This window comes from Actinomycetota bacterium (assembly GCA_040905475.1).
Lineage (GTDB): Bacteria > Actinomycetota > AC-67 > AC-67 > AC-67 > DATFGK01.
Genome location: JBBDRM010000089.1, coordinates 1 through 19306, shown reverse-complemented (window position 1 = coordinate 19306; position 19306 = coordinate 1). Strand labels below are relative to the sequence as shown.

Genomic DNA, 19306 nt, shown 5'->3' with positions numbered 1-19306 from the left:
ATCCTAGGCGGCGTGGCGCTTCAGGGCGCGACAACGTCCAACGCCGACGGTTCCAGCGTGAGGGTGGCGGGGAGCGGCCCGACCTCCTCACCGTCGGCGTACAAGGCGAACGGACGGTCGGCCTCTATCCGAACGCGCCGGGCCCGTGCGACCTCGACCGCCGGATGCCGGACGTGCCCGCCGGTGAAGAGCCGCGGGAGCTGCGCCAGCAATGTGGCCCTCCCCATCTCGCCGACCATGCACACGTCGAAGACGCCGTCGTCGAGCCGGGCGTCCGGCGTGATCCGCATGCCCCCGCCGTACGACGAGGCGTTGCCGACCGCCACGAACATGCCGGCGAAGGAGCGCCGCTCGTCGTCGAGCGTTACGTCGAAGCGCGCGGGGCGGAAGCGCTTGAGCGTCCGCAGGACGGCGACCAGATATACCGCCGTTCCGCGCAGGTAGCGGATGCGATTGGCATCCCGATTCACCTCGGAGTCGAAGCCGCCTCCGGCGACACAGAGGAAGGCGCGCCCGCCCTCGATCCGGCCGATGTCGATGGATCGGCGTCGGCCGCGTGCGAGCACGACGCACGCCTCGAGCGGCTTGCGCCTCGCATATCCGAGGTTCGCCGCGAGGTCGTTCCCCGTACCCGCCGGCACGATCCCGAGCGCCGCGCGCGACCCGATCACCCCTTGGGCGACGAAGGCAACCATGCCGTCCCCGCCCACGGCGGCGACGACCTCGTGACGCGACGCGGCATCCGCACCGAGCTCGGAGGCGTGCTCGGCGGATCGAGATTCGAGCACCTCGACCTCGCACCCCATCCCGGTCAGCCGGGTCAGCACCTCGGGAAGGACGCGCGCGGCTTTCCCGCGCCCGGATGAGGGATTGACGACGAGGCCGACCGAGCGGCCCTCGGACATGCCTACTGGCCGGTTCCGTCCGTGGGGATGTCGAGCTTGGGCTCGACGCCGTACCGGTCCTTCAGGTCGTCGAACATCGTCTGACCGATCGCGTAGACGCGATCGGCGCGCTGACGCCACTCGAGCGCGTGCTGAAGGATCACCTGGATCTTGTCATCCCACAGCTTCTTCTTGGCGGCGTCCTTCTCGGCTTCGGCGTTCTGCTTGAGCTGTGCGGCGACGTTGTAAAGCCGCGCCACCCCGACGTAGCCATCGAGCCCTTCAACGATCAGCTCCTGCGCGTTCCCCGAAACCTCGTTCGGAGCATCCAGCGCATCGACCGCCTTGTTGGCCTTGTCGAAGTCCGCTTCCCACAAGGCGGACAGGTCGAGGAACTTCTTGCCTTCCATCTGGCCCTTCTGGAACTGGTCGAGATTCGTCTGGACGTTGGTCAACGAGTCCTGACGAAGATGCATGATCAGCGGCTCCTGAGCAGACAGGAGCTTCCTGTTGAACTCGCGGACGGCGTCGCTACGGGAAACGTTCTGCCAGACGCGAAGTCCGCCGAGCAGCGTGAGGAGCGACAGCACGATCACGAGGGCCCGCTTGACCTCGCGGCGTTGTCCGAGCGGCGTCCGACGCGCCGGCACGGTCGGCCTCGGCGGGAGCGCCTGCCCCCGTGGACGCGGTCGCTTCCTCCCCTTGATCGCCAACGAGCCTCCTACTTCTTCATGACGAACCGGATGATCAGCAGCGATATCTCGTACATGAGGTACAACGGTACCGCCATCAGGACGAGCGTGTACGGATCTTGGGATGGCGTCGCGACCGCTGCGATGACCGCCGAGCCGACGAGCGCGTGCCGCCGGAGCCCGCGGAGCCGCCTCGACGAAACGATCCCGGCGGCCCCCAGGAACAGGACGACCATCGGCAGCTCGAAGGTGATCCCGAAGGCCAGCACCATGAACATGACGAATCCCACGTACTCGTCGATGAAGATGATCGGCTGAAGGCCTTCGGCGAAGCCGAGCAGGAAACCGATCGCCTGCGGCAGCGTGAGATACGCGAATAGCGCCCCGAGCGCGAACAGCCCGATCGAGCCGGCGACGAACGGAAGCGCGTACCGCTTCTCCCTGGGCTCCAGACCCGGGGTGATGAAGCGCCAGAGTTGATACAGGACGACGGGAAGCGCGATGACCAGCCCGCCGAAGATGCTCACCTTGATGCGAACCAGGAACGCGCTCGTCACGCCTCGCACGCTTAGCTCGACCTTGAAACCGGCGATCGTGCCGCCCTGATCGAGCGGCAGCTTCAAGACCTCGAGGATCGGGTCGTAGAAGATGTAGGCCACGATGCTGCCGAGGAACAGCGCGAGCGCGCTGACGACGAGCCGGTGACGGAGCTCCTGGAGGTGCTCGATGATCGTCATGCGCGCCTCGGCGCGCGGGGCGTCGCGCATGACCAATGGGGTACGGGCAGGGCGCTCCGCGGCTAGTCCGCGGGGCCCTTAGCTTTCGCCTTGCTCGCCGGCTTCGCCTCGTCCGGAGCAGCGTCCTTATCGGCGAGGTCGTCGTCGTCGTCCGCGAGGCCCTTCGTCGCACTCCGGAATTCGCGGATCGACTTCCCCATCGACTTCCCGAGATCGGGCAGCTTCTTGGCACCGAAGAGCAGCACGAGGATCGCGAGTATCAGCGCAATCTCAAGAGGACCGAGACGCTGGAACATGGTTTCCCTCCTTGGGGCCCCGCATCGCAGGAGCCTCGTCGAGTGTATCAGGGGGTGGTTTCAGCGACGAGGCCCTCTTCGGCGGTTTTTCCCCTAGTTCCGGGCTGCGGGGGACGTCAGGGCCGGTCGGGGGCGTCCTCACGGAGCCGGCGGAGCGAGCTGAGCCCCTCGGAGGCGCGATCCAGGTCGCTGCGCATCTCGTCGAGGATCTCGTTCAGCTGCCCCGAGGCTCCCTGGAGGGAGCGGTTCAGCTCCTTGAGCCGGCCCAGCAGGCCCATCGTGAGCTTGGCGAGCACGGCAAGCGAGATCACCGCGAGCGCCGCGGCGATGACCCAGGTCCATGCGGAGATCGCGAGCATCCCGCCGATATCCTAACCGGGCCTGGTAAACGAAAGGGACGGAGCCTGAGCTCCGTCCCTTCGCTAGCTCGAGCCGTTAGGTGGCAGTCCCGCGGTTCGTCACCCGACGATGCATCCGGCGGGGGATGCGTCGCCTGAGATCGGTTATCCGCTGGATGACGGGTCCCGGTACGAAGAATCCGACGCTCTCGGACCGTCCGCTCAGGCGATCGACGATCGCTGTGCGGCGGCCGCTCACGGCGACGGGGGTCTGGCGGCGAGAGAACGCCACCATCCCGACACCGAGGAGAACGAAGGCGAGACCGAAAGCTCCCAGACCCGGAAGCTCGGTACCGGTCTTCGGCAGGATCGTCTTCGGCAACACCTGTATCACGCAGCTGCCGACCTCGAACGTTCCCTCGGCGGCGCCGAGGAGCTCGAACGTCGGATTGGCCACTGCGCTCCAGGTGTACGTGCCCGGTGCGAGGTCGAGCGTCGCGCCCGTACCCGTAACGACGGCGTTGTACCCGCCCGGGCCGGTGATCGTGACGTCCGCCGCGCCGTCGGGGTTGATCGTGACCGACACCGGCTTGGTGTCCGACGAAGTCGCCGGACATGCGCCGACGGTCACGATGACCGACGCCAGGATGGCGGGACACGGCTGGACCGTGAACTCGCCGGAGTCAGACTCCAGCTCGTACGTCGCAGCCGCTTCCGCCGTCCATGTGTAATCGCCGGCGAGGAGGTCCAACGTGTCACCGTCGCCGGTAACGACGTACGGACCGCCCGGACCTTCGATCGTGACGGTGGCCGAACCCGGAGGATCGATCGTCACGGTGACCGGAACCGTCGCCGAGCCCGGTGCCGGGCAGGCACCGACTTCGACCGAAACCGACGCCGGCAGGAACGGACATCCCTGCACGGTGAACTCGCCGGAGTCGACCTCCAGCTCATACGTCGGCGCTGCTTCCGCCGTCCAGGTGTAATCGCCCGGCAGCAGATCCAGCACGTCACCGTCGCCGGTGACCACGTACGGACCGCCCGGACCTTCGATCGTCACTGTGGCCGAAGAATCCGGATCGATCGAGATCGTCACCGGAACCGTCGGGGACCCCGGAGCGGGGCACGCGCCGACATCGACCGAGACCGCAGCCGGCAGGGATGGGCATTCCTGCACGGTGAAGTCCCCGGACGTGGCTCCGCTGAGGATGAACCCCGGCATCGCCTCGGCCGTCCAGCTGTAGTTCCCGGGCTCGAGGTCCAGCGTGTCGCCGTCGCCCGTAACCACGTAGGGGCCTCCCGGCCCGGTGATGGTCACCGTCGCCGAGCCTGCCGGATCGATCTCGATCGTTACCGGAACCGTCGGCGAACCGGGTGCCGGACAGGCACCGACGGACACCGAGACGGAAGCCGGCTGCGAGATGTCGGCCAAGCTCTTGAACGGAATCGTCTGGTTCCCGATCCGGATCGCGTCCTCTTCGGGGGCGACGACCCGTCCGGCGTGGATCTCGGCCTGGAGGTTGCCGGTTGGTTCGGAGTCGAAGATGCAACCCAACTCCGTGACCAATCGGAGGATGAAGACCTCTCCGGGGTCGAGGTTGTTGATGGCGATCGTGGCGACCAGCTCGTCGCTGGATCCCGAAGTGTCGATCTCTTCGGTCCCCGGAACGATCGAAGCTGTGGTGTCGCCCGTGTCGCCGGCCATGCCGCTGTCACCGGTGTTCGGTGACGCACTAACGAGGTCGACGTGTCCGACCCCCGGCTGTCCGGTTGGCTCGGCGAGGAAACCGACATCGATCTCGATGTCCTGTTCGCCGGTCGCCCCAGCGTCCACGGTGATCGCTGCGAAGTAGACGACCTTGTCTCCACATTCGAAGTCGCCGCCTTCGAGTGACTCGACGACGCCTTCCGTCTTGGAGATCGTGCGGTCGGCGTACTCGCCCCCGACGCCCGTGTCGTGGTCGTAGGTGAACGGGCCGGCTGCGATGAAGTCGATGGAGAAATCTCCTCCGTCCGCATGCGCCGCCGGGGCGATCGCTGCGAGCGCAGTCATGATCACGAGGGTGATCATTGGGATGACGAACGCTCGTCTCTTTATCATTCTGGTGTGTCACCTCCTTCAACATCGTCGTGCGATGTAACGCGCGTAGCTGTGATCCGGTCGGTGCTCTGTTGGAGCCCGGCTCGGAGAGGAAAGGATGTGGTGCGAAAACATCCTGTCGCCCCTGTTGCCAACAAAAAACCGACCGCCGGTGCGGTCGGTAACGTTGCTTCGCATGGTATGGAACCCGAAGCGCCGTCCCCCCTTCCGCACCCTTCCCTACCGCCCGAACCGACCCAACGATGGTCGAACGCGGGCAGTAGTTCCATGCTACGCAAAGTAGCCGTTACTACCCAGGCGGTCAACGCGGTAGCGGCCCTCAGCAGGGGGTTCAGCTTCGCCTTCTTCCGGATTGGAAGGAAGTATCCCGGGCCGGAGAAGGCTCAGGCAGAGGTGGAGACCCGGTTCGTCGGGACCTCCGAGAGGCGGACGCTAGTCGATGAGGCCCATGCCGCGGGCCCAGGAGACCTCGTAGCCGTGGATGCGGACCGCCTCGGCCGCCGGGCTCACGGTGAGGGGATGCTCGGCCTCGACCATGATCGCGAACTCGTCGGCGAACTCCTTCGACTTCGAGGCTTCGATGGCCGCTTGCTGCGGTCCGTGGTGCAAGCCTTGCGGATGCAGCGTCATCATCCCCGGCCCGATGCCGGTGCGACTGAAGAATGCGCCCGAGTGATAGAAGATCACTTCGTCATTGTCGATGTTCGCGTGGAAGAACGGCACGCGCAGCGCGTCCGGGTCGCCGGTCTCGGTCGGTCGTGGCGCGAACGTGCACACCGCGAATCCTTCGTTCGCCCACGTGCAGTGCACCGACGGCGGAAGGTGATACCGCGGCGACACGATCGGGCGGAAGTCGGCGACGTTCAATCGGATGGGACACAGATCGCCCTGCCATCCGACGACGTCGAGCGGGTGATGCGGATACACAAGCGTCGTGTACTCGCCGCCACGTTTGACGCGAACCGCGAACTCACCGCGCTCGTCGTGCGCCTCGGGCTCGGGCGTCTCGAGCACGCCCGGATCGAACTGCGCGTGCTTGCCGAGGATCCCGCGGTCGGGCAGGTGGAACTCACCGCGACCCTCGACGATGAAGAGGAACAGTTCGCCGTCGGGCAAGAAGCGATGCGTCGTGCCTTTCGGAAGGACGAGGTAGTCGCCGTCACCGAACCGAAGCGGACCGTAGTCCGTCTCCAGAATGCCGCTACCTTGATGCACGAAGTAGCAGAGGTCCCCGTCGGCGTCCCTGAGGAAATACGGCATGGCGTCCCGCCGGCGCGACACGTAGAGCGATACCTCGTCGTTGGATGCGATCGGCGTCCACTCGGCCCGGGCGTCGGACATGTCGGACGCTTTGAGGCCGTTCAGGTCGTACGCCGCGGGCCTCAGCGGCCCCTCGATCCTTATCCAGGCCGTCGGCGGGTGCGATCGGTACAGATGGGAGGCTCGGCCGGCGAAGGCCTCGCGGCCGTGCTCCTCCTCATAGGTGCCGTCGGGGAGGCCGACGTGGGCCTGCCGGGCGACCTTTCCCTTCGAGAGCGGGAACACCGGCTCTAGAGCGTTCCGCGGAGCGCCTGTTCGCGCTCGATGGCTTCGAACAGGGCCTTGAAGTTGCCGAGCCCGAACCCGCGAGACCCGCGACGCTCGATGATCTCGAAGAAAAGGGTCGGGCGATCCACCACCGGCTTGGTGAAGATCTGGAGCAGATAGCCCTCTTCGTCACGGTCGGCGAGGATCCGAAGCTCGCGCAAGGCGTCAACGTCGATCTCGTCGAGGTCGGCGAACTTCGCCCGTACCTCTTCGTAATACACGTCGGGGACGCGGAGGAACTGGACGTCGCGGCTTCGAAGCTCCCCCACGGTACTGAGGATGTTCTCCGTCTGAAGCGCCATGTGCTGCACGCCGGCGCCGCGATAGAACTCGAGATACTCGTCGATCTGCGACTTCTTCTTGCCCTTGGCCGGCTCGTTGATCGGGAGCTTCACCCGTCCGATGCCGTCCCACATCACCTTGCTCATCAGCGCCGTGTACTCGGTCGAGATCTCGTCGTCCTTGAAGTGGACGAGGTTCGCGAAGCCCATGATGTCTGCGTAGTAGGAGGCCCAGGTGTTCATCTTGCCGAGTTCGACGTTGCCCACCACATGGTCGACGGCCACGAGGCCGACGCCCGAAGCTCCTTTGCCCTCGACGGCTTTGAAGCCGGGGAGGAACGCCCCGGCGTAGTCCTCTCGCTGAACGAGCGAGTGGATCGTCTCTCCGTAGGTCGCGATCGCTGCTCGTATGACTTTGCCGCCCTCGTCTTCGGTGACGGTGGGTTCGGAGACTCCGGTCGCACCTCGCGCCAGCGCTACCCGATACGCATCCTCCGCGTCGGGGACGCGGAAGGCGACGTCTCGCACGCCGTCGCCGTGACGAGCGACGTGTGCGGCGATGGGCGAATCGGGACCAAGCGCGCCGGTGAACACGAATCGGATGTCACCTTGAGCGAGGAGGTGGCTCGTCCGGTCGCGCACGCCGGTCTCCAGACCTGAATACGCGGCGGGCGAGAAGCCGAAGGCGTTCGAGTAGTAGTAGGCGGCTTGCTTGGCGTTGCCGACCCAGAACTCGATGTGGTCGATCCCGAGGATGGGAAAAGCGTCGTCGGTCATGGAGTCCCTCCAGCCTCTTGAGCGCGGGGCCTCAGCATCAAAAGGGTATCACCGCATCATCGAGCGCAAACGCTCCTCATCTTCCCCCAAAAGCGAAGGGACCGCCGCCGCGGTCCCTTGTCCTTCTCGCACGCTACGGCGAGCGGAGTCTGGGTGGCCCTCGCTCCATAGCGACGACCCGCGCGGCGGTACGTATCGCGGAGGCGCCGCGAATCATCCACCGGTTCCCACCGGGGCCCATCGCCGGAGTCGGCATCCCCGTCACGCGGTACGCGGCAGCCGCACCGAGCAACCCGGGTCGCAGACCCCTCGGAGCGTTGGGGACGCGCTCCGCCATCGACCGCATGCCGAAGCCGGCCGTGATCATGCCGCCACCGATGAGCGAGAGGATCCCTAGGCCGGGGACCCCGGTCGCCGGCAGCGGCGGTTGCCCGCCGAGAACCGCGAGCCGCGCGTTGGTGAACGTGCACACGACGCTCTCACCGGCATCGAGGTCTATCGTCGCCGTTGCACCCCCGATGTCGACATCGGTGCCGTCGTCGGGATCCGTGCACGCGATCTTGGTTAGGTTCCATCCTTCGACGACGGTCTCTCTCACCACGTGGCTTCCGGCTTCCAGGTCCCCGAAAGTGCGCGAGCTCGGCACCGAGGAACTGCCGTCTTCGTCGAGCGCAAATTCCCCGAGGTCGCCGGTGAAGCCGAAGTTCACGCCAGAGTTGGGAACGGAGTCTTTGACGATGGTGATGGAGCCCACCTCCGGGGGCGGGGGCGGGGGCGGGGGCGGGGTCGCGATACACGCGATCGATTCGTAGTCTCCGCCGTTGTCGAGCGGCCTCGGGTTGGAGGCCTTGCCCATTGTCGTATCGATGTCCCAGAGTGCCCCGCCCTGGAACCCTTCCTTCCCAGTAACTCCCAGCAGGCCGCCATCCGGCGCGAAGGTGAGGCCCTCCACGTCGTCCTCTCCCGTTGCGCCGACGTCACTGAGGACGCCGGTCTCCCGGTCGATCGTGACGAGACGGTCGCCGTGCCCGCCCTGGTTCGTGATGGCGTACAGAGTTCCGTCCGTGTCGATGGCGAGGTCGTCGATCTTCGTCTCGAACGGGAGTGGCGTGACCGGCAGATAGTCGACACCCGTACCGAAGGCGTCGGGCACATGGGCGCCGGTGTCGGGGTCGATGATCAGCAGGACGTCCGGATCCTCGGTTCGGACCCGCTGGCTCCCGTAGAGCGTCCCGGTGTCCGGATCGAAGGTCAGGCCGTCCACGTCCTCGAAGTCGATCGTGCCGTTGGCACCAGAGCCGGTCCCGAGCGGGGACGGCCGCGCCGAGAACTCCCCGCTCTCGATGTCCAAGGTCCCCAGACGACCGGCGTCCACGGCGAACAGGACGTCGCTGCCGGGCTGGAACGCGGCCGTCTCGATGCTGAAGGTTCCGGTGCCCGTCCCGATGCTTGTCTCGTTCGTCTCGGGATCTGGGTCGTCCGGATGGATTCGTGTCAGCAGGTCCTCTGCGAACTGGTCTGAGCCTGTGCCGTCGCTTCCACCTTCGTCGGCGACCGCATAGCACGTCGTTTCCTGAGCGGCGGCCGGCAGCGCTCCAAGCAGCGCGAACGCCAGCGCCAGCAGGAGAAGAAAAACTCCGGAGAGCAGTGGTGCAGTGCGGCGTGTAGCGCCGAGCCTTGCGGCTCGGGCTGGCCGGAACCTCAAATCCAAGCCCTCCTGCGAATTACGCGCTCGGGCCCCGACGCCCAGCCGGGGCATGCCTCGGCCGCCGAAAGATCGTGGAGGCCGACCGCTTCGCTAAGAGGACCGAGCGGGCCCGGAGGACGTCGGGGAAGAACGCTTCATCATCCGGAAATGGCCCGACGGTGCTCGGGGGGGAAGGAGGATCCGCTTCGCTCGTCTGTCAGGCACCCGAAGTGCCGGGCAGATTCTCCACCCACCGCGCTTGCGGAGTCAAACGCCGTCGGTGAACATTTTTCCCACTCTCAGAGAGAGACTCTCTCTTCTTTCGGGCCGGCGATCCACACCATCACGACACCGGCCGTGATGCTCATCAACCCGAGAACGATCAATCCCGGTACCGCGGTCGAACCCCCCGTCTCGGCGATGACCTTCACGCCCTGGACCGTGGCCGTCGGCGACGGTGCGGGACCGCCGGTCTCGGTCTCCGTCGGGATCACGGTCGGAGACGGCGACGGCGAAGGCGCGCCGGCCTCGGCGATGCACGAGATCGACTCGTAGTCGCGCGTGTTGTCGAGCGGCCGCCCGTTGGAGGCGACGCCGGTGTCGGGGTCGATGTCCCAGATCGCCCCACCGTCGATGACCCCCTCGTTGCCGGTCGATCCGAACATGCGTCCGTCCGGCGCGACGGTCAGCCCTTCGACGTCGTCCGTTCCGGTGGCGCCGATGTCCGTCAGGGCGCCGGTGTCGGGGTTGATCGTCACGAGTCGATCGGCGTGTCCGCCGACGTTGGCGATCGCGTACATGGTGCCACCCGCGTCGATCGCGAGGTCGTCGATCTTCGCCTGGTCGGGCAGCGGCGTGATCTGGACGTAATCGGTCCCCGGGCCGAACGCGTCCGGGACGTGCGCTCCGGTCGAAGGGTTGATGATCAGGAGAACGTCGGGCGCGTCGCCGGCGATCCGGTGGCTGCCGTACAGCGTTCCGTCGCCCGGGTCGAAGGTGAGGCCGTCGACGTTGTCGAATGCGATGTCCCCCGCCGACCCCGAGCCGGTTCCGACCGCAGAAGCCTTGGCGGAGAACACGCCGGTCGTGAGACTCACGGTTCCGAGCTGCCCACCGTCGAGCGCGAACAGCACGTCCGTGTCGGGCTGGAAGGCTGCGGCTTCGACCCGGAACGTACCGGTCCCCGTCCCGATCGTCGTCTCATTGGTTGCGGGGTTGGAGTCGTCGGGATCGATGCGAGTCAGCAGATCCTGTCCGGCGTCATCCTGTCCGCCGCCGGTTCCGCCCTGATCCGCTACCGAGTAGCACACGATCTCCTCTGCCGCGATCGCGGAGCCTGCTCCGAACGCTTGAGTGGCAAGAAGCGACAGGACACCCGCCATCAAGAGATAGCGACCTGCGCGCACCGGCTGGAAACGGAATGACCGCATCAGAACCCCCCCATAGTGACCCTCAATGGCGATCTTCTCCCCAGGCCAAGACCCGTCCAATCCTCTACGAACCGGAAGTCTAACGCCCCTCACGCTGCGCACCCGGCAAGGGGAGAGAACGCCGAGTTCACCAGCCTAGTGAATGCGAAAGGCCCCGATGGGGAGCGAACGGGGCTGGGACCTGCGTCCCGATATGTCGCATCGGGACCGATCCCCCGGGGGGGGGGAACGATCTGGCTACGAGTCTTGGGTGACCCTGAACAGGCTCTCGAACCAGTCCGGCTGCTCGAGCAGAAGGTGGAAGTCGAGAAGGTCGTCGTGGGTGAACGGCGAGCCCGCGTGGGACTCGAGGATCTCGTCGGGAAGCTCCCACACGATCGCCCGCACGCCGCCGGAGATCAGGAGCTGGATGACGCGGTCGTCTGCGGGCTTCTGGATGGCGTTGCTACAGGTCGGGCATCCGAAGACGTAGTAAGAGGCCGGCGCGTGAGTGCACACACGGAGCTCGATATCGTCTGGGGTCAGCTCGACCTCGCCACAACCTGGGCAGGTCGCCTTGATCGTCGTCACCGGGGCCTCCACGCTCAGTCGCGTCGGTGTTATGCCTTCGATATCGGCACCCGGAAAGATCGCTTGAGTAGCACGAATGGGGGATTCATAGCGCCCGAAGCCTTACCCATCGGGCCATCCGGACAACCCGCAGGCCAACGGCTTCATGGAACCCCCGTCGAAGCCGATACATCCCACGAAAGAGCCGGCGCGCGCCGGCGCCTGGAAACCATGGATCAGCGACCCCGACCGGACCAGATCCAACGTGCCCGCTGGCAGCTGTGGGCGATCACGTTCGCGATCCTGGGCAGTCTTGCGGCGGGCGTCGTCTTCGTCTCCTCGGGAAGCCAGAATGAAAACAGTGACCTGCTCCCCCAGGGCACCCTCCGCATCGCGCTCCTCGGCCTGATCGCCGCGTTCGTGCTGTATGCGATCGATCGGGAGCGCAACCTGAGGCGGCTCGGCGACCGGCTCACCGAAGAGCAGATCGAAAGCACCAAGCTGAGCACCCGCCTCCATTACTTGTCGGAGCTGCAACGGGAGCGAGACACGAACGCGGCGCTCCTGGACGGCGCCGCCGACGGGATCGCCGTCGTGGACACAGACCTTCGCCTCCTCCGATTCAACACCGCGATGCACGGTCTTTCGGGACGTGCCCCTCGGCGCGTGCTCGGCGGTTTCGCTCCGGTCGTCCTGCAGTTCGCCACGGCCGACGGCGCGAAGCTCGAAGGCGACGCGTACCCGCTGGCGGCGGTTCTGACCGAGGGCTCGTCGCGTCCGGCCACCGAGTTGACGATCCGACAGCCGGATGGGGGGCAGCGCTGGGTTTCCGCGACCTTCTCCCCCATCCTCGACCCGGAGACGTCGCAACCGATCCTCGCTCTGGCGATCCTTCGAGACATCTCGGCGCAGAAGGACATCGATCAGATGCAGCGCGACTTCGTGTGGATCGTTTCGCACGAGCTTCGCGCGCCGCTCACCGCCATCCGTGGGTTCGCCAAGACGCTCGTCGTCAAGGATCAAGAGCTGAGCCCGCAGACGAGACGCGAATTCCTGATCACGGTCAACGAGCAGGCCGAACGCCTCGCACGGCTCGTCGACGATCTTCTCCAGGTGTCCCGGATCGAGTCGAAGCGGGTGCGCGTCGAATGGACCGAGGTCGCGCTGAGCCGCATGGTGCCGGCACTGATCGGCCAGTTCCACAGCAAGTGGGGCGCTCGCCGCATCCTGGTCGACCTGGACCCGGGTCTTCCCGCACTTCGCGCCGACCAGGCGAAGCTCGAGGAGGTCTTCATAAATCTGATCGACAACGCCGTGAAGTACTCGCCCGAGCACACGCCGATCCGGATCACTGCGACGACCTCCGGCGAAGAGATCGAAGTCGCGATCTCCGACCGCGGGTTCGGGATCGCACCGGAGGACGCGGCCAACCTGTTCCAGAAGTTCCAGCGCATCACCACCAACGAGACCCGCGAGATCGCCGGCACGGGACTCGGGCTGTACATCGTGAAGGGGCTCGTCGAAGCGCACGGCGGCCGCGTGTGGGTCACGAGCACCCCCGGGGCCGGCTCGACGTTCGCGTTCACTGTTCCACGCGCGCGGACCATGCCGGTGCGACAGGAGGCCCACGCGTGAAACGGCTGCGAGCCCTTCAGCCGCTCCCGTCCTCCTCGTACGTCTCTTCCGACGAGCTCGCCGCGTTCATCGAGGCGAGCCGCGCCGCCAACGAGCCCGTCGATCTTCCGACCCGACTCGACGTGATCCTCTCCGCTGCGCTGCGTCTCCTCGGCGGCGACGAAGGATCCCTCCAGCTTCTGGACGACGGCGGCACGACGCTCAAGATCGTCGCCGCGCACGGCATCCCGGATTCGGTTGTCGAGACATCCCGCGTGCCGGTCGGGCAGGGGATCTCCGGTCAAGTGGTCGCGACCGGTAAAGCCCTCTTGCTCCCGTCCGCCGTCGACGTACAACGCTTCGCCGGCTACGAGGAGAAGGAACGTCAGATCCACGGCGCGGTGTGCGTCCCGCTCCGCGGCCGCGGACGGACGATCGGCGTGCTCAACGTGAACATCATGACGCCCGGGCGGCGCTTCACCGAGCACGACCTCCATCTCGCGACGCTGTTCGCGGAGAACGCAGCGCTCGCGATCCAGAACTCGAAGCTGCTCGGCGACGCCGAGCGGTACGCGCGCGAGCTCGAGGGCCTGCGCGGGGCGAGCGTCCGTCTGGCGTCGTCCTTGAAGATCGAGGAGGTCGGCGACGCGGCGCTCGGCGAGGCGCTGACGCTCGCCGACTCCAATGCGGGGTTCCTCGTGCTCGCCGGCGGGGTCGGCCGCGCGCTCGAGCTCGCCCGCTATCGGGGGCTCTCGCGTTCGGGATTGCGCGACGTGATCTCCGCTCCCGGCTTCCGGACGTGCTTCGAGCGCACGGAGGCGATCGTCGTGCGACAGGTCTCGTCTGATCCGGTGTTCGCTCCACTCGCTCCAGATCTGGGGAACCTCCCGCTCGCCCTTGTGCCGCTTCGGAGCGCAGAGGGCTCAGCCGGGGGCCTGCTCGGGGTCGCGCTCAGCGACGCCGAGGATCCACGCGTCCTCCGGACGATCTCCACGTTCGCGCTCGAGGCCGGGCTGGCCCTGACGAACGCGATGCTTTACCGAGAGATCCTGACCCGGGAGGAGGAGCTCGAGACGATCGTGTTCTCGGTTCCGCTTCCGATCCTCCTCGTGGACGACCACGGCCTGTTCCGCGCGATCAACCCGGCCGCGGCCGAGACGTTCCGCCTCTCTCCGGACTTCGAGCTCGGGCAGCCGGCCCGCGGGAAACTGCCGCAGCCGATCGAAGAGATCCTGCTCGACGAGACCGACGACGTCCTTCGCGAGGTGATCCTTTCGACGGACGGCGATCCGCGCTCCTTCCGAGCCCGTGCGTCACGTGTGTCGGTCGGAAAGGCGAAGGGCGGACGCGTGCTCGTGCTCGACGACGTGACCGCCGAGCGTGAGCTCGAGCAGCGCAAGGCCGACTTCCTGGCGGTGATCGGGCACGAGCTCCGCACACCGCTCACGATCATCAAGGGGTTCTCTTCTACGCTACGCCGGCGCGGGCACGAGATGGACGACGAGTCGCGCGCCGACGCGCTCGTGGGCGTCGGCGTCCAGGCCGAGCGGCTCGAGCGCCTGATCGAGGACCTACTCTACGTCTCGCGTATCGAGACCGCCCGGCCGCCGCTGCACGTCGCGTGGGACGACCTCGTCGAGGTCTGCACCAACGTGATCGACGAGTTCCGGCGCCGCGATCTCTCGCGCCCGATCTCGTTGCGGACGCCGGTGCCGCAGGCGCCCCTGCAGATGGACCGCACCAAGGTCGAGCAGATCCTGTACCACTTGATCGACAACGCGCTGAAGTACTCGGATGCCGGCACGCCGGTCACGGTTGAGCTGACTCCGGCGGACGAGGAACTCCGTGTCACCGTGATCGACGGCGGCGTGGGCATCTTCTCCGGCGATCTGCCGCGCTTGTTCCGCGCGTTCGGCCAGCTCGACTCGCGCTCGACGCGACGGCACGGCGGCACGGGCGTCGGTCTCTACGTTTGCAAGACGCTGGTCGACACGCTCGGCGGGCGGATCTGGGCCGACTCGACCCTCGGCAAGGGATCCAAGTTCTCGTTCACGATCCCGAAGGTCCCACCGGTCGTCACGCCGCCCGAAGCTCCCTAGGCGCCGTAGCGTTCCAGCGCTCCCTTCGCGGTTTCACGCACGCGCTCCGCGAGCTCCGGAGGGCCCACGACGCGCACGTCATCGCCGAGACGGAGCACCAATCGCGCGAGCCACTGGAAGTGCGCCGTTCGCAAGATCATCCGGGTCCAGCCGTCGGGCAGCGGGTCGGCGCGATCGTGCGGCGTGATCTCACGGACCCAGCCGGCTGCCGGCGCCAGGTCGAGCGTGACCTGGACGTCGTGCGACGACGGCACGAAGAGCGGCCCGCGCGCGACGCCCGCGGCGTCGAAACCTTCCGGCGGTTCGAAGTGCTCGTCGGTCACCGTCATCTCCTTGATGCGATCGACCCGGAAGACGCGCTGCTCCTGCGAGGACTGGTCGTGCGCGGAGACGTACCAGTTACCGAGCGCCCCGAACACGACGTATGGATCGATCTCTCGCTCCGAGATCTCATCGCGGCCGAACGAGTAATAGGTGATCTTGAGCCGGCGCCGGTCGGCGATCGACTCCCGAAGCTCGGCGAGCATCGGCTCCGCGCCCGTCCCCTCGAGCTCGACCGCCACCCGCTCGGCGAGCGCGGCGGCTGCGGCGGCCTCCTCGGGCGAGAGCGCTGCCTCCAACTTCTCGAGACCACGCTGCAAGGAATCGGCCTCGACCACGCCTTCGAGTCGGGCGAGCGCGCGGCCGGTGACGAGGAGACGCACCGCTTCCCAGCGGGTGAGGCGCATCGGCCGCGCGAGGTAGTCGGCATCCTCGATAACCACCTGATCGCCCTCGATGTACGCGACGATCAGGTCGCCGGGACCGAACGGAGGCAGCCCGCACATGAAGAGGAGATCGAGATCCGCCGCGAGCTCCTCGCGCGTGATCTTGAACCGTTCGCATACCGCGGCCACCGTGACTCCCGGGTGAGCCATGACCCAGGGAACCATGGAGAGGAGTCGCTCGAGGCGCGGACTCGCGGCGACGCGCGGCATCAGACCTCCACGGCGATCATCGTCGCGACGCGCAGACGCTCGATGGCTTCCGCGCGCAGGTCCTCTGGCTCGAGGACGACGGCGTCCTCTCCGAAGCCCAGGATCCAGGACAGGAACACGCGGCGATCGTCGAACGGCAACGTGACTTCGACCCACCCGTCTTCACGCGTTACCGAGGCGTCGGCGCCGGTTCGTCGCGCGACCCACCAGGCCGCGTCGGGCGCGAAGGCGACGCGAGCCTCGGATCCGCCCTCGGCCCACGGCCCACGCGGGATCTCGGTTGAAACGCCGACGGGGGTCTCGAAGTCGGGATCCTTCCCCGCCGCGACGTTCACGCGTCCGTCGATCCGTTCGAGCTTGAAGTGTCGGATCTCGTTCCGGTCGTGGTCGAAGCCGGCCAGGTACCACGCGCCGCGGTGCCGCAGCCCGTACGGGTCGACGCTTCGTTCGTGCGCCTCTCCCCCGCCGCCGGTCCGGTATCGGAACGTGACGCGCTTGCGCCGCTCGATCGCGTCGAAGAGCGCGCTCAGCACCGGCGCCGAGGCGTCGACCCGGGTCCGGAACCACGATCCCGCGTCGGCTGTTTCCTCACCGGCGCCGGCGGCGAGCGAAAGCTTCATCAGCGCCCGATCCGGATCGCCCGGAACGGCTTGTCCCTCCCAGGCTTGCGCAGCGAGCAACAGCGCCGCGCGCTCGTCCGCCGTCAGGTCGAGCTCGGGGATCGTCGCCGCCTCTTTGCGGATGCGGTAGCCCTCGTCGCCGTCCCACGCGTCCGCCGAGAGGAGCTCGAGGGGAAGGCCCAGCTCGCGGATCTCTTCCTTGTCGCGCTCGAACATGCGGCGGAAGGCGACGTCGCCCTCCCCGTAGCCGGGGATCTTGGCGCGGATCTCGTCCGGACCGACCGGACGGCGCGTCTCGAGGAGCAGCGCGATCAGGTTGAGCAGGCGTTCGGTCTTGTCGGCCACGCGTTGATGCTAACGGCAGGTGATGCGACGCGTGGTGAAGAACCCTGTGACGTGGGATCCTTTCGGAGACTCGGCCTGGTAGCGGCGGGCACGATCCTGGCGGCCGCGACGAGCGGCACGCCGGCGACCGCATCGGGGACACGCTACCTCGACCCCATCTTCACCACGGTCACCGTCGCGAACGATCAGGTCTACGGCTCCGCGATCGACAACTTCGGCGACGAACAAGCGCTCACCCTCGACCTGTACGAGCCGGCCGGCGACGATGCCGCGGCGCGGCCCGTCATCATCTGGGCGCACGGCGGCGGTTTCACCGGCGGTGCCAAGGACGAGGCCTTCGTCGTCGCGCTCGCGACCGGCTTCGCGCAGCGGGGTTACGTGACGGCCTCGATCTCGTATCGCATCAGACCACCCGGGACGCCGGGATCGCCGACCTTCCTCGATCTGGTCGTCGGGTCGCTCGCCGGCAGCCTCCCCGACGCGATGCACGACGCACAGCACGACATGCAGGCCGCGGTGCGGTGGATCCGTGCGAACGCAGAGACCTTGCGGGTCGATCCCGACCGGATCGTCGTAGCGGGGTTCTCCGCCGGAGCGAACATGGCGCTCGAGACCGCGTTCAACCCCGAGGATCCCGGAGACTCCGGCAACGAAGGCCGGCCTTCCGATGTATCCGCTGCCGTGTCGATCTCGGGAGGCGCCGACCTCCGCCGCATCGAGACCGCTCCGCCCCCGATCGCATTGTTCAACGGCACACACGACACGACCGCGCCGTACCCGGTCGCGCTCGAAACCTGCGCCGGGATCGTGATCCACTCGGGCGTCTGCTCGCTCACCACGTACCTCAGCGGCGAGCACGACCTCTCCCCGCAGGAGGGTGACATCGTCCGCCGGACGGCGAGCTTCCTCTGCACGCACGTCGTGGACTGCGGCTGACCCGCTGCTCTTCGACCGGGCGGTAGGCTCTTCTCGATGATCCGCATCCGCCGCGGCGTCGCGATCGAGGTCGAACGGACCCGACCGGGTGTCTTCTCCGTCCTGGTCGAAGTCGAGGGCTCGAAGGAACGGGCGATCGCCTACGAGGACCTCTGCGGCCCGGTGGGACCCGGCGACCGCCTGATCCTGAACACCGGCGCGGTCACGCTCGGGCTCGGCACCGGGGGCGTCCATTTCGTCATCGCGGTCGAAGGCGGGGCGGACCTCGACGGCTCGGAACACGGCGGCCACGCGATGAAGCTGCGCTACACGCCGCTGCAGCACGCGGTCCTCCCGGTCGAGGAATCGCACCGCGAGGCCATGGATTCATTCGGCGGGCTCGAAGGAGCGCCGGTCGTGGTGGCCGGGCTGCACAGCGCTCTCGCGGCTGCGGCCGTCGCTGGAAAGGCGGTACGTCCCGACGCGCGCGTCGCGTTCGTCATGACGGAGGGTGGGGCGCTGCCGATCGCGTTCAGCGAAACCGTCGCCGGCCTGAAGGATCTCGGCCTCGTCGACGTCACGATCACATGCGGCCAGGCGTTCGGCGGCGACCTGGAAGCCGTCAACAAGTTCTCCGGCGTCATCGCCGCGCGCGTCGTCGCGAACGCCGACCTCGTGATCGTGGCACCGGGGCCAGGTCACCTCGGCACCGCCTCGCGATTCGGCTTCGCATCGATCGAAGCCGGCGAGGTCGTGAACGCCGTCGCGCGGCTGATGGGACGGCCGATCGTGGCTCCGAGGATCTCCTTCGCGGATCCGCGCGAGCGTCACCGAGGCGTGTCGCATCACACGCTCGCGGCGCTCCGGTTCGCCGCTCTCGTGCCGTCGATCATCGCGGTGCCGATCCTCGCGCCCGACCGAGCCGAGCTGGTCCAGCGGCAGCTTGCCGAAGCGGGGCTCCACGAGTTCGCCGAGTTCGACGTCGACCTGGGCCCCGCGGAGGAGGCGCTGCGTTCCTCGCCGGTGCCACTGCGAACAATGGGCCGCTCGTTCGACGATGATCCCGACGCCTTCCGAGCGTCCGCCGCCGCGGCCGTCCTCGCGCTCCGTGGGTGATGGTCTTCAGACGCCTGCGCTAGCCTTCTCGATGTGATCCTCGAGTCGCTGGACGTCGACGTTGCCGAGCTCGAGCGCCGGACCGGCTGGGCGCTCAAGCCGCAGGGCGCGTGCAAGGCCGAGCTCTGCGTGCCGATGCCTCCGCACGAGGGCGGGACGATAGGCGCGAACATCCTCTCCGAGCGGCTCGGCATGGCGCTCGTGGAAGACGCCGAGCACGGCCTGTGGGCGCTCGGGCCCGACACCGTCGCAGGACGCGCG

At 67.4% G+C, this 19306-nt stretch carries 18 protein-coding genes; 5 read left to right on the top strand and 13 right to left on the bottom strand.

Going from position 1 to position 19306, the window contains the following annotated elements; genetic code table 11:
• Positions 1-20 precede the first annotated feature (20 nt).
• The 11 genes from WEB06_09900 to WEB06_09850 all read right to left on the bottom strand — a co-directional run bounded on the left by WEB06_09900 (position 21) and on the right by WEB06_09850 (position 11380).
• Complete coding sequence (locus tag WEB06_09900) at positions 21-905, bottom strand: diacylglycerol kinase family protein (GenBank protein MEX2555934.1); 885 nt, start codon at positions 903-905, stop codon at positions 21-23.
• Positions 906-907: 2 nt separating this feature from the next.
• Positions 908-1597: a hypothetical protein gene (locus WEB06_09895; protein ID MEX2555933.1), complete on the bottom strand. Its 690-nt coding sequence runs from the start codon at positions 1595-1597 to the stop codon at positions 908-910.
• 8 nt (positions 1598-1605) lie between these two features.
• Positions 1606-2343, bottom strand: a complete 738-nt coding sequence (tatC, locus tag WEB06_09890; GenBank protein MEX2555932.1) for a twin-arginine translocase subunit TatC — start codon at positions 2341-2343, stop codon at positions 1606-1608.
• Between the two features lie 32 nt (positions 2344-2375).
• Entirely contained in the window at positions 2376-2609 is a 234-nt protein-coding gene (gene tatA, locus WEB06_09885; protein MEX2555931.1) for a twin-arginine translocase TatA/TatE family subunit, read from the bottom strand.
• A 116-nt stretch (positions 2610-2725) separates the two neighbouring features.
• Complete coding sequence (locus WEB06_09880) at positions 2726-2968, bottom strand: hypothetical protein (GenBank protein MEX2555930.1); 243 nt, start codon at positions 2966-2968, stop codon at positions 2726-2728.
• A gap of 76 nt (positions 2969-3044) precedes the next feature.
• Complete coding sequence (locus WEB06_09875; protein MEX2555929.1) at positions 3045-5048, bottom strand: LPXTG cell wall anchor domain-containing protein; 2004 nt, start codon at positions 5046-5048, stop codon at positions 3045-3047.
• Positions 5049-5480: 432 nt separating this feature from the next.
• On the bottom strand, positions 5481-6593 hold the full coding sequence (locus WEB06_09870; protein MEX2555928.1) for a homogentisate 1,2-dioxygenase: 1113 nt from the start codon (positions 6591-6593) through the stop codon (positions 5481-5483).
• 5 nt (positions 6594-6598) lie between these two features.
• On the bottom strand, positions 6599-7693 hold the full coding sequence (hppD, locus tag WEB06_09865) for a 4-hydroxyphenylpyruvate dioxygenase (GenBank protein MEX2555927.1): 1095 nt from the start codon (positions 7691-7693) through the stop codon (positions 6599-6601).
• A gap of 133 nt (positions 7694-7826) precedes the next feature.
• Positions 7827-9398: a hypothetical protein gene (locus WEB06_09860; GenBank protein ID MEX2555926.1), complete on the bottom strand. Its 1572-nt coding sequence runs from the start codon at positions 9396-9398 to the stop codon at positions 7827-7829.
• Positions 9399-9679: 281 nt separating this feature from the next.
• Entirely contained in the window at positions 9680-10810 is a 1131-nt protein-coding gene (locus WEB06_09855; GenBank protein ID MEX2555925.1) for a hypothetical protein, read from the bottom strand.
• A gap of 237 nt (positions 10811-11047) precedes the next feature.
• A complete protein-coding gene (locus WEB06_09850) occupies positions 11048-11380 on the bottom strand; it encodes a hypothetical protein (protein ID MEX2555924.1) in 333 nt (110 codons plus the stop codon).
• A gap of 210 nt (positions 11381-11590) precedes the next feature.
• Between WEB06_09850 and WEB06_09845 the strand changes: the two genes are divergently transcribed.
• Positions 11591-12994 carry an ATP-binding protein gene (locus WEB06_09845; protein MEX2555923.1) on the top strand — a complete coding sequence of 468 codons (1404 nt, stop codon included), beginning with the start codon at positions 11591-11593 and terminating at the stop codon, positions 12992-12994.
• The gene (locus WEB06_09840; GenBank protein ID MEX2555922.1) at positions 12991-15072 is read left to right on the top strand and encodes an ATP-binding protein; all 2082 of its coding nucleotides are present in this window, start codon (positions 12991-12993) and stop codon (positions 15070-15072) included. The genes WEB06_09845 and WEB06_09840 overlap by 4 nt, the downstream gene beginning before the upstream one ends.
• Here WEB06_09840 and WEB06_09835 read toward each other — a convergent pair.
• Both WEB06_09835 and WEB06_09830 read right to left on the bottom strand, forming a co-directional pair.
• Complete coding sequence (locus WEB06_09835) at positions 15069-16049, bottom strand: WYL domain-containing protein (protein MEX2555921.1); 981 nt, start codon at positions 16047-16049, stop codon at positions 15069-15071. The genes WEB06_09840 and WEB06_09835 overlap by 4 nt on opposite strands.
• Positions 16049-17014: a WYL domain-containing protein gene (locus tag WEB06_09830; protein ID MEX2555920.1), complete on the bottom strand. Its 966-nt coding sequence runs from the start codon at positions 17012-17014 to the stop codon at positions 16049-16051. The genes WEB06_09835 and WEB06_09830 overlap by 1 nt, the downstream gene beginning before the upstream one ends.
• Positions 17015-17065: 51 nt before the next feature.
• Between WEB06_09830 and WEB06_09825 the strand changes: the two genes are divergently transcribed.
• The 3 genes from WEB06_09825 to WEB06_09815 all read left to right on the top strand — a co-directional run.
• The gene (locus WEB06_09825) at positions 17066-17950 is read left to right on the top strand and encodes an alpha/beta hydrolase (protein ID MEX2555919.1); all 885 of its coding nucleotides are present in this window, start codon (positions 17066-17068) and stop codon (positions 17948-17950) included.
• Positions 17951-17986: 36 nt separating this feature from the next.
• Complete coding sequence (locus WEB06_09820; protein ID MEX2555918.1) at positions 17987-19045, top strand: DUF3866 family protein; 1059 nt, start codon at positions 17987-17989, stop codon at positions 19043-19045.
• A gap of 33 nt (positions 19046-19078) precedes the next feature.
• On the top strand, positions 19079-19306 hold a 228-nt coding region (locus tag WEB06_09815), incomplete at its 3' end, for a ResA-like WAxxUGC motif-containing protein (protein MEX2555917.1).

Bases quoted from the DNA above. Each gene is read 5' to 3' on its own strand.
- WEB06_09900 (MEX2555934.1), bottom strand. From the start codon at position 905: ATGTCCGAGGGCCGCTCGGTCGGCCTCGTCGTCAATCCCTCATCCGGG.
- tatC (MEX2555932.1), bottom strand. From the start codon at position 2,343: ATGCGCGACGCCCCGCGCGCCGAGGCGCGCATGACGATCATCGAGCAC.
- tatA (MEX2555931.1), bottom strand. From the start codon at position 2,609: ATGTTCCAGCGTCTCGGTCCTCTTGAGATTGCGCTGATACTCGCGATC.
- WEB06_09880 (MEX2555930.1), bottom strand. From the start codon at position 2,968: ATGCTCGCGATCTCCGCATGGACCTGGGTCATCGCCGCGGCGCTCGCG.
- WEB06_09875 (MEX2555929.1), bottom strand. From the start codon at position 5,048: ATGATAAAGAGACGAGCGTTCGTCATCCCAATGATCACCCTCGTGATC.
- hppD (MEX2555927.1), bottom strand. From the start codon at position 7,693: ATGACCGACGACGCTTTTCCCATCCTCGGGATCGACCACATCGAGTTC.
- WEB06_09855 (MEX2555925.1), bottom strand. From the start codon at position 10,810: ATGCGGTCATTCCGTTTCCAGCCGGTGCGCGCAGGTCGCTATCTCTTG.
- WEB06_09845 (MEX2555923.1), top strand. From the start codon at position 11,591: ATGGATCAGCGACCCCGACCGGACCAGATCCAACGTGCCCGCTGGCAG.
- WEB06_09835 (MEX2555921.1), bottom strand. From the start codon at position 16,049: ATGCCGCGCGTCGCCGCGAGTCCGCGCCTCGAGCGACTCCTCTCCATG.
- WEB06_09820 (MEX2555918.1), top strand. From the start codon at position 17,987: ATGATCCGCATCCGCCGCGGCGTCGCGATCGAGGTCGAACGGACCCGA.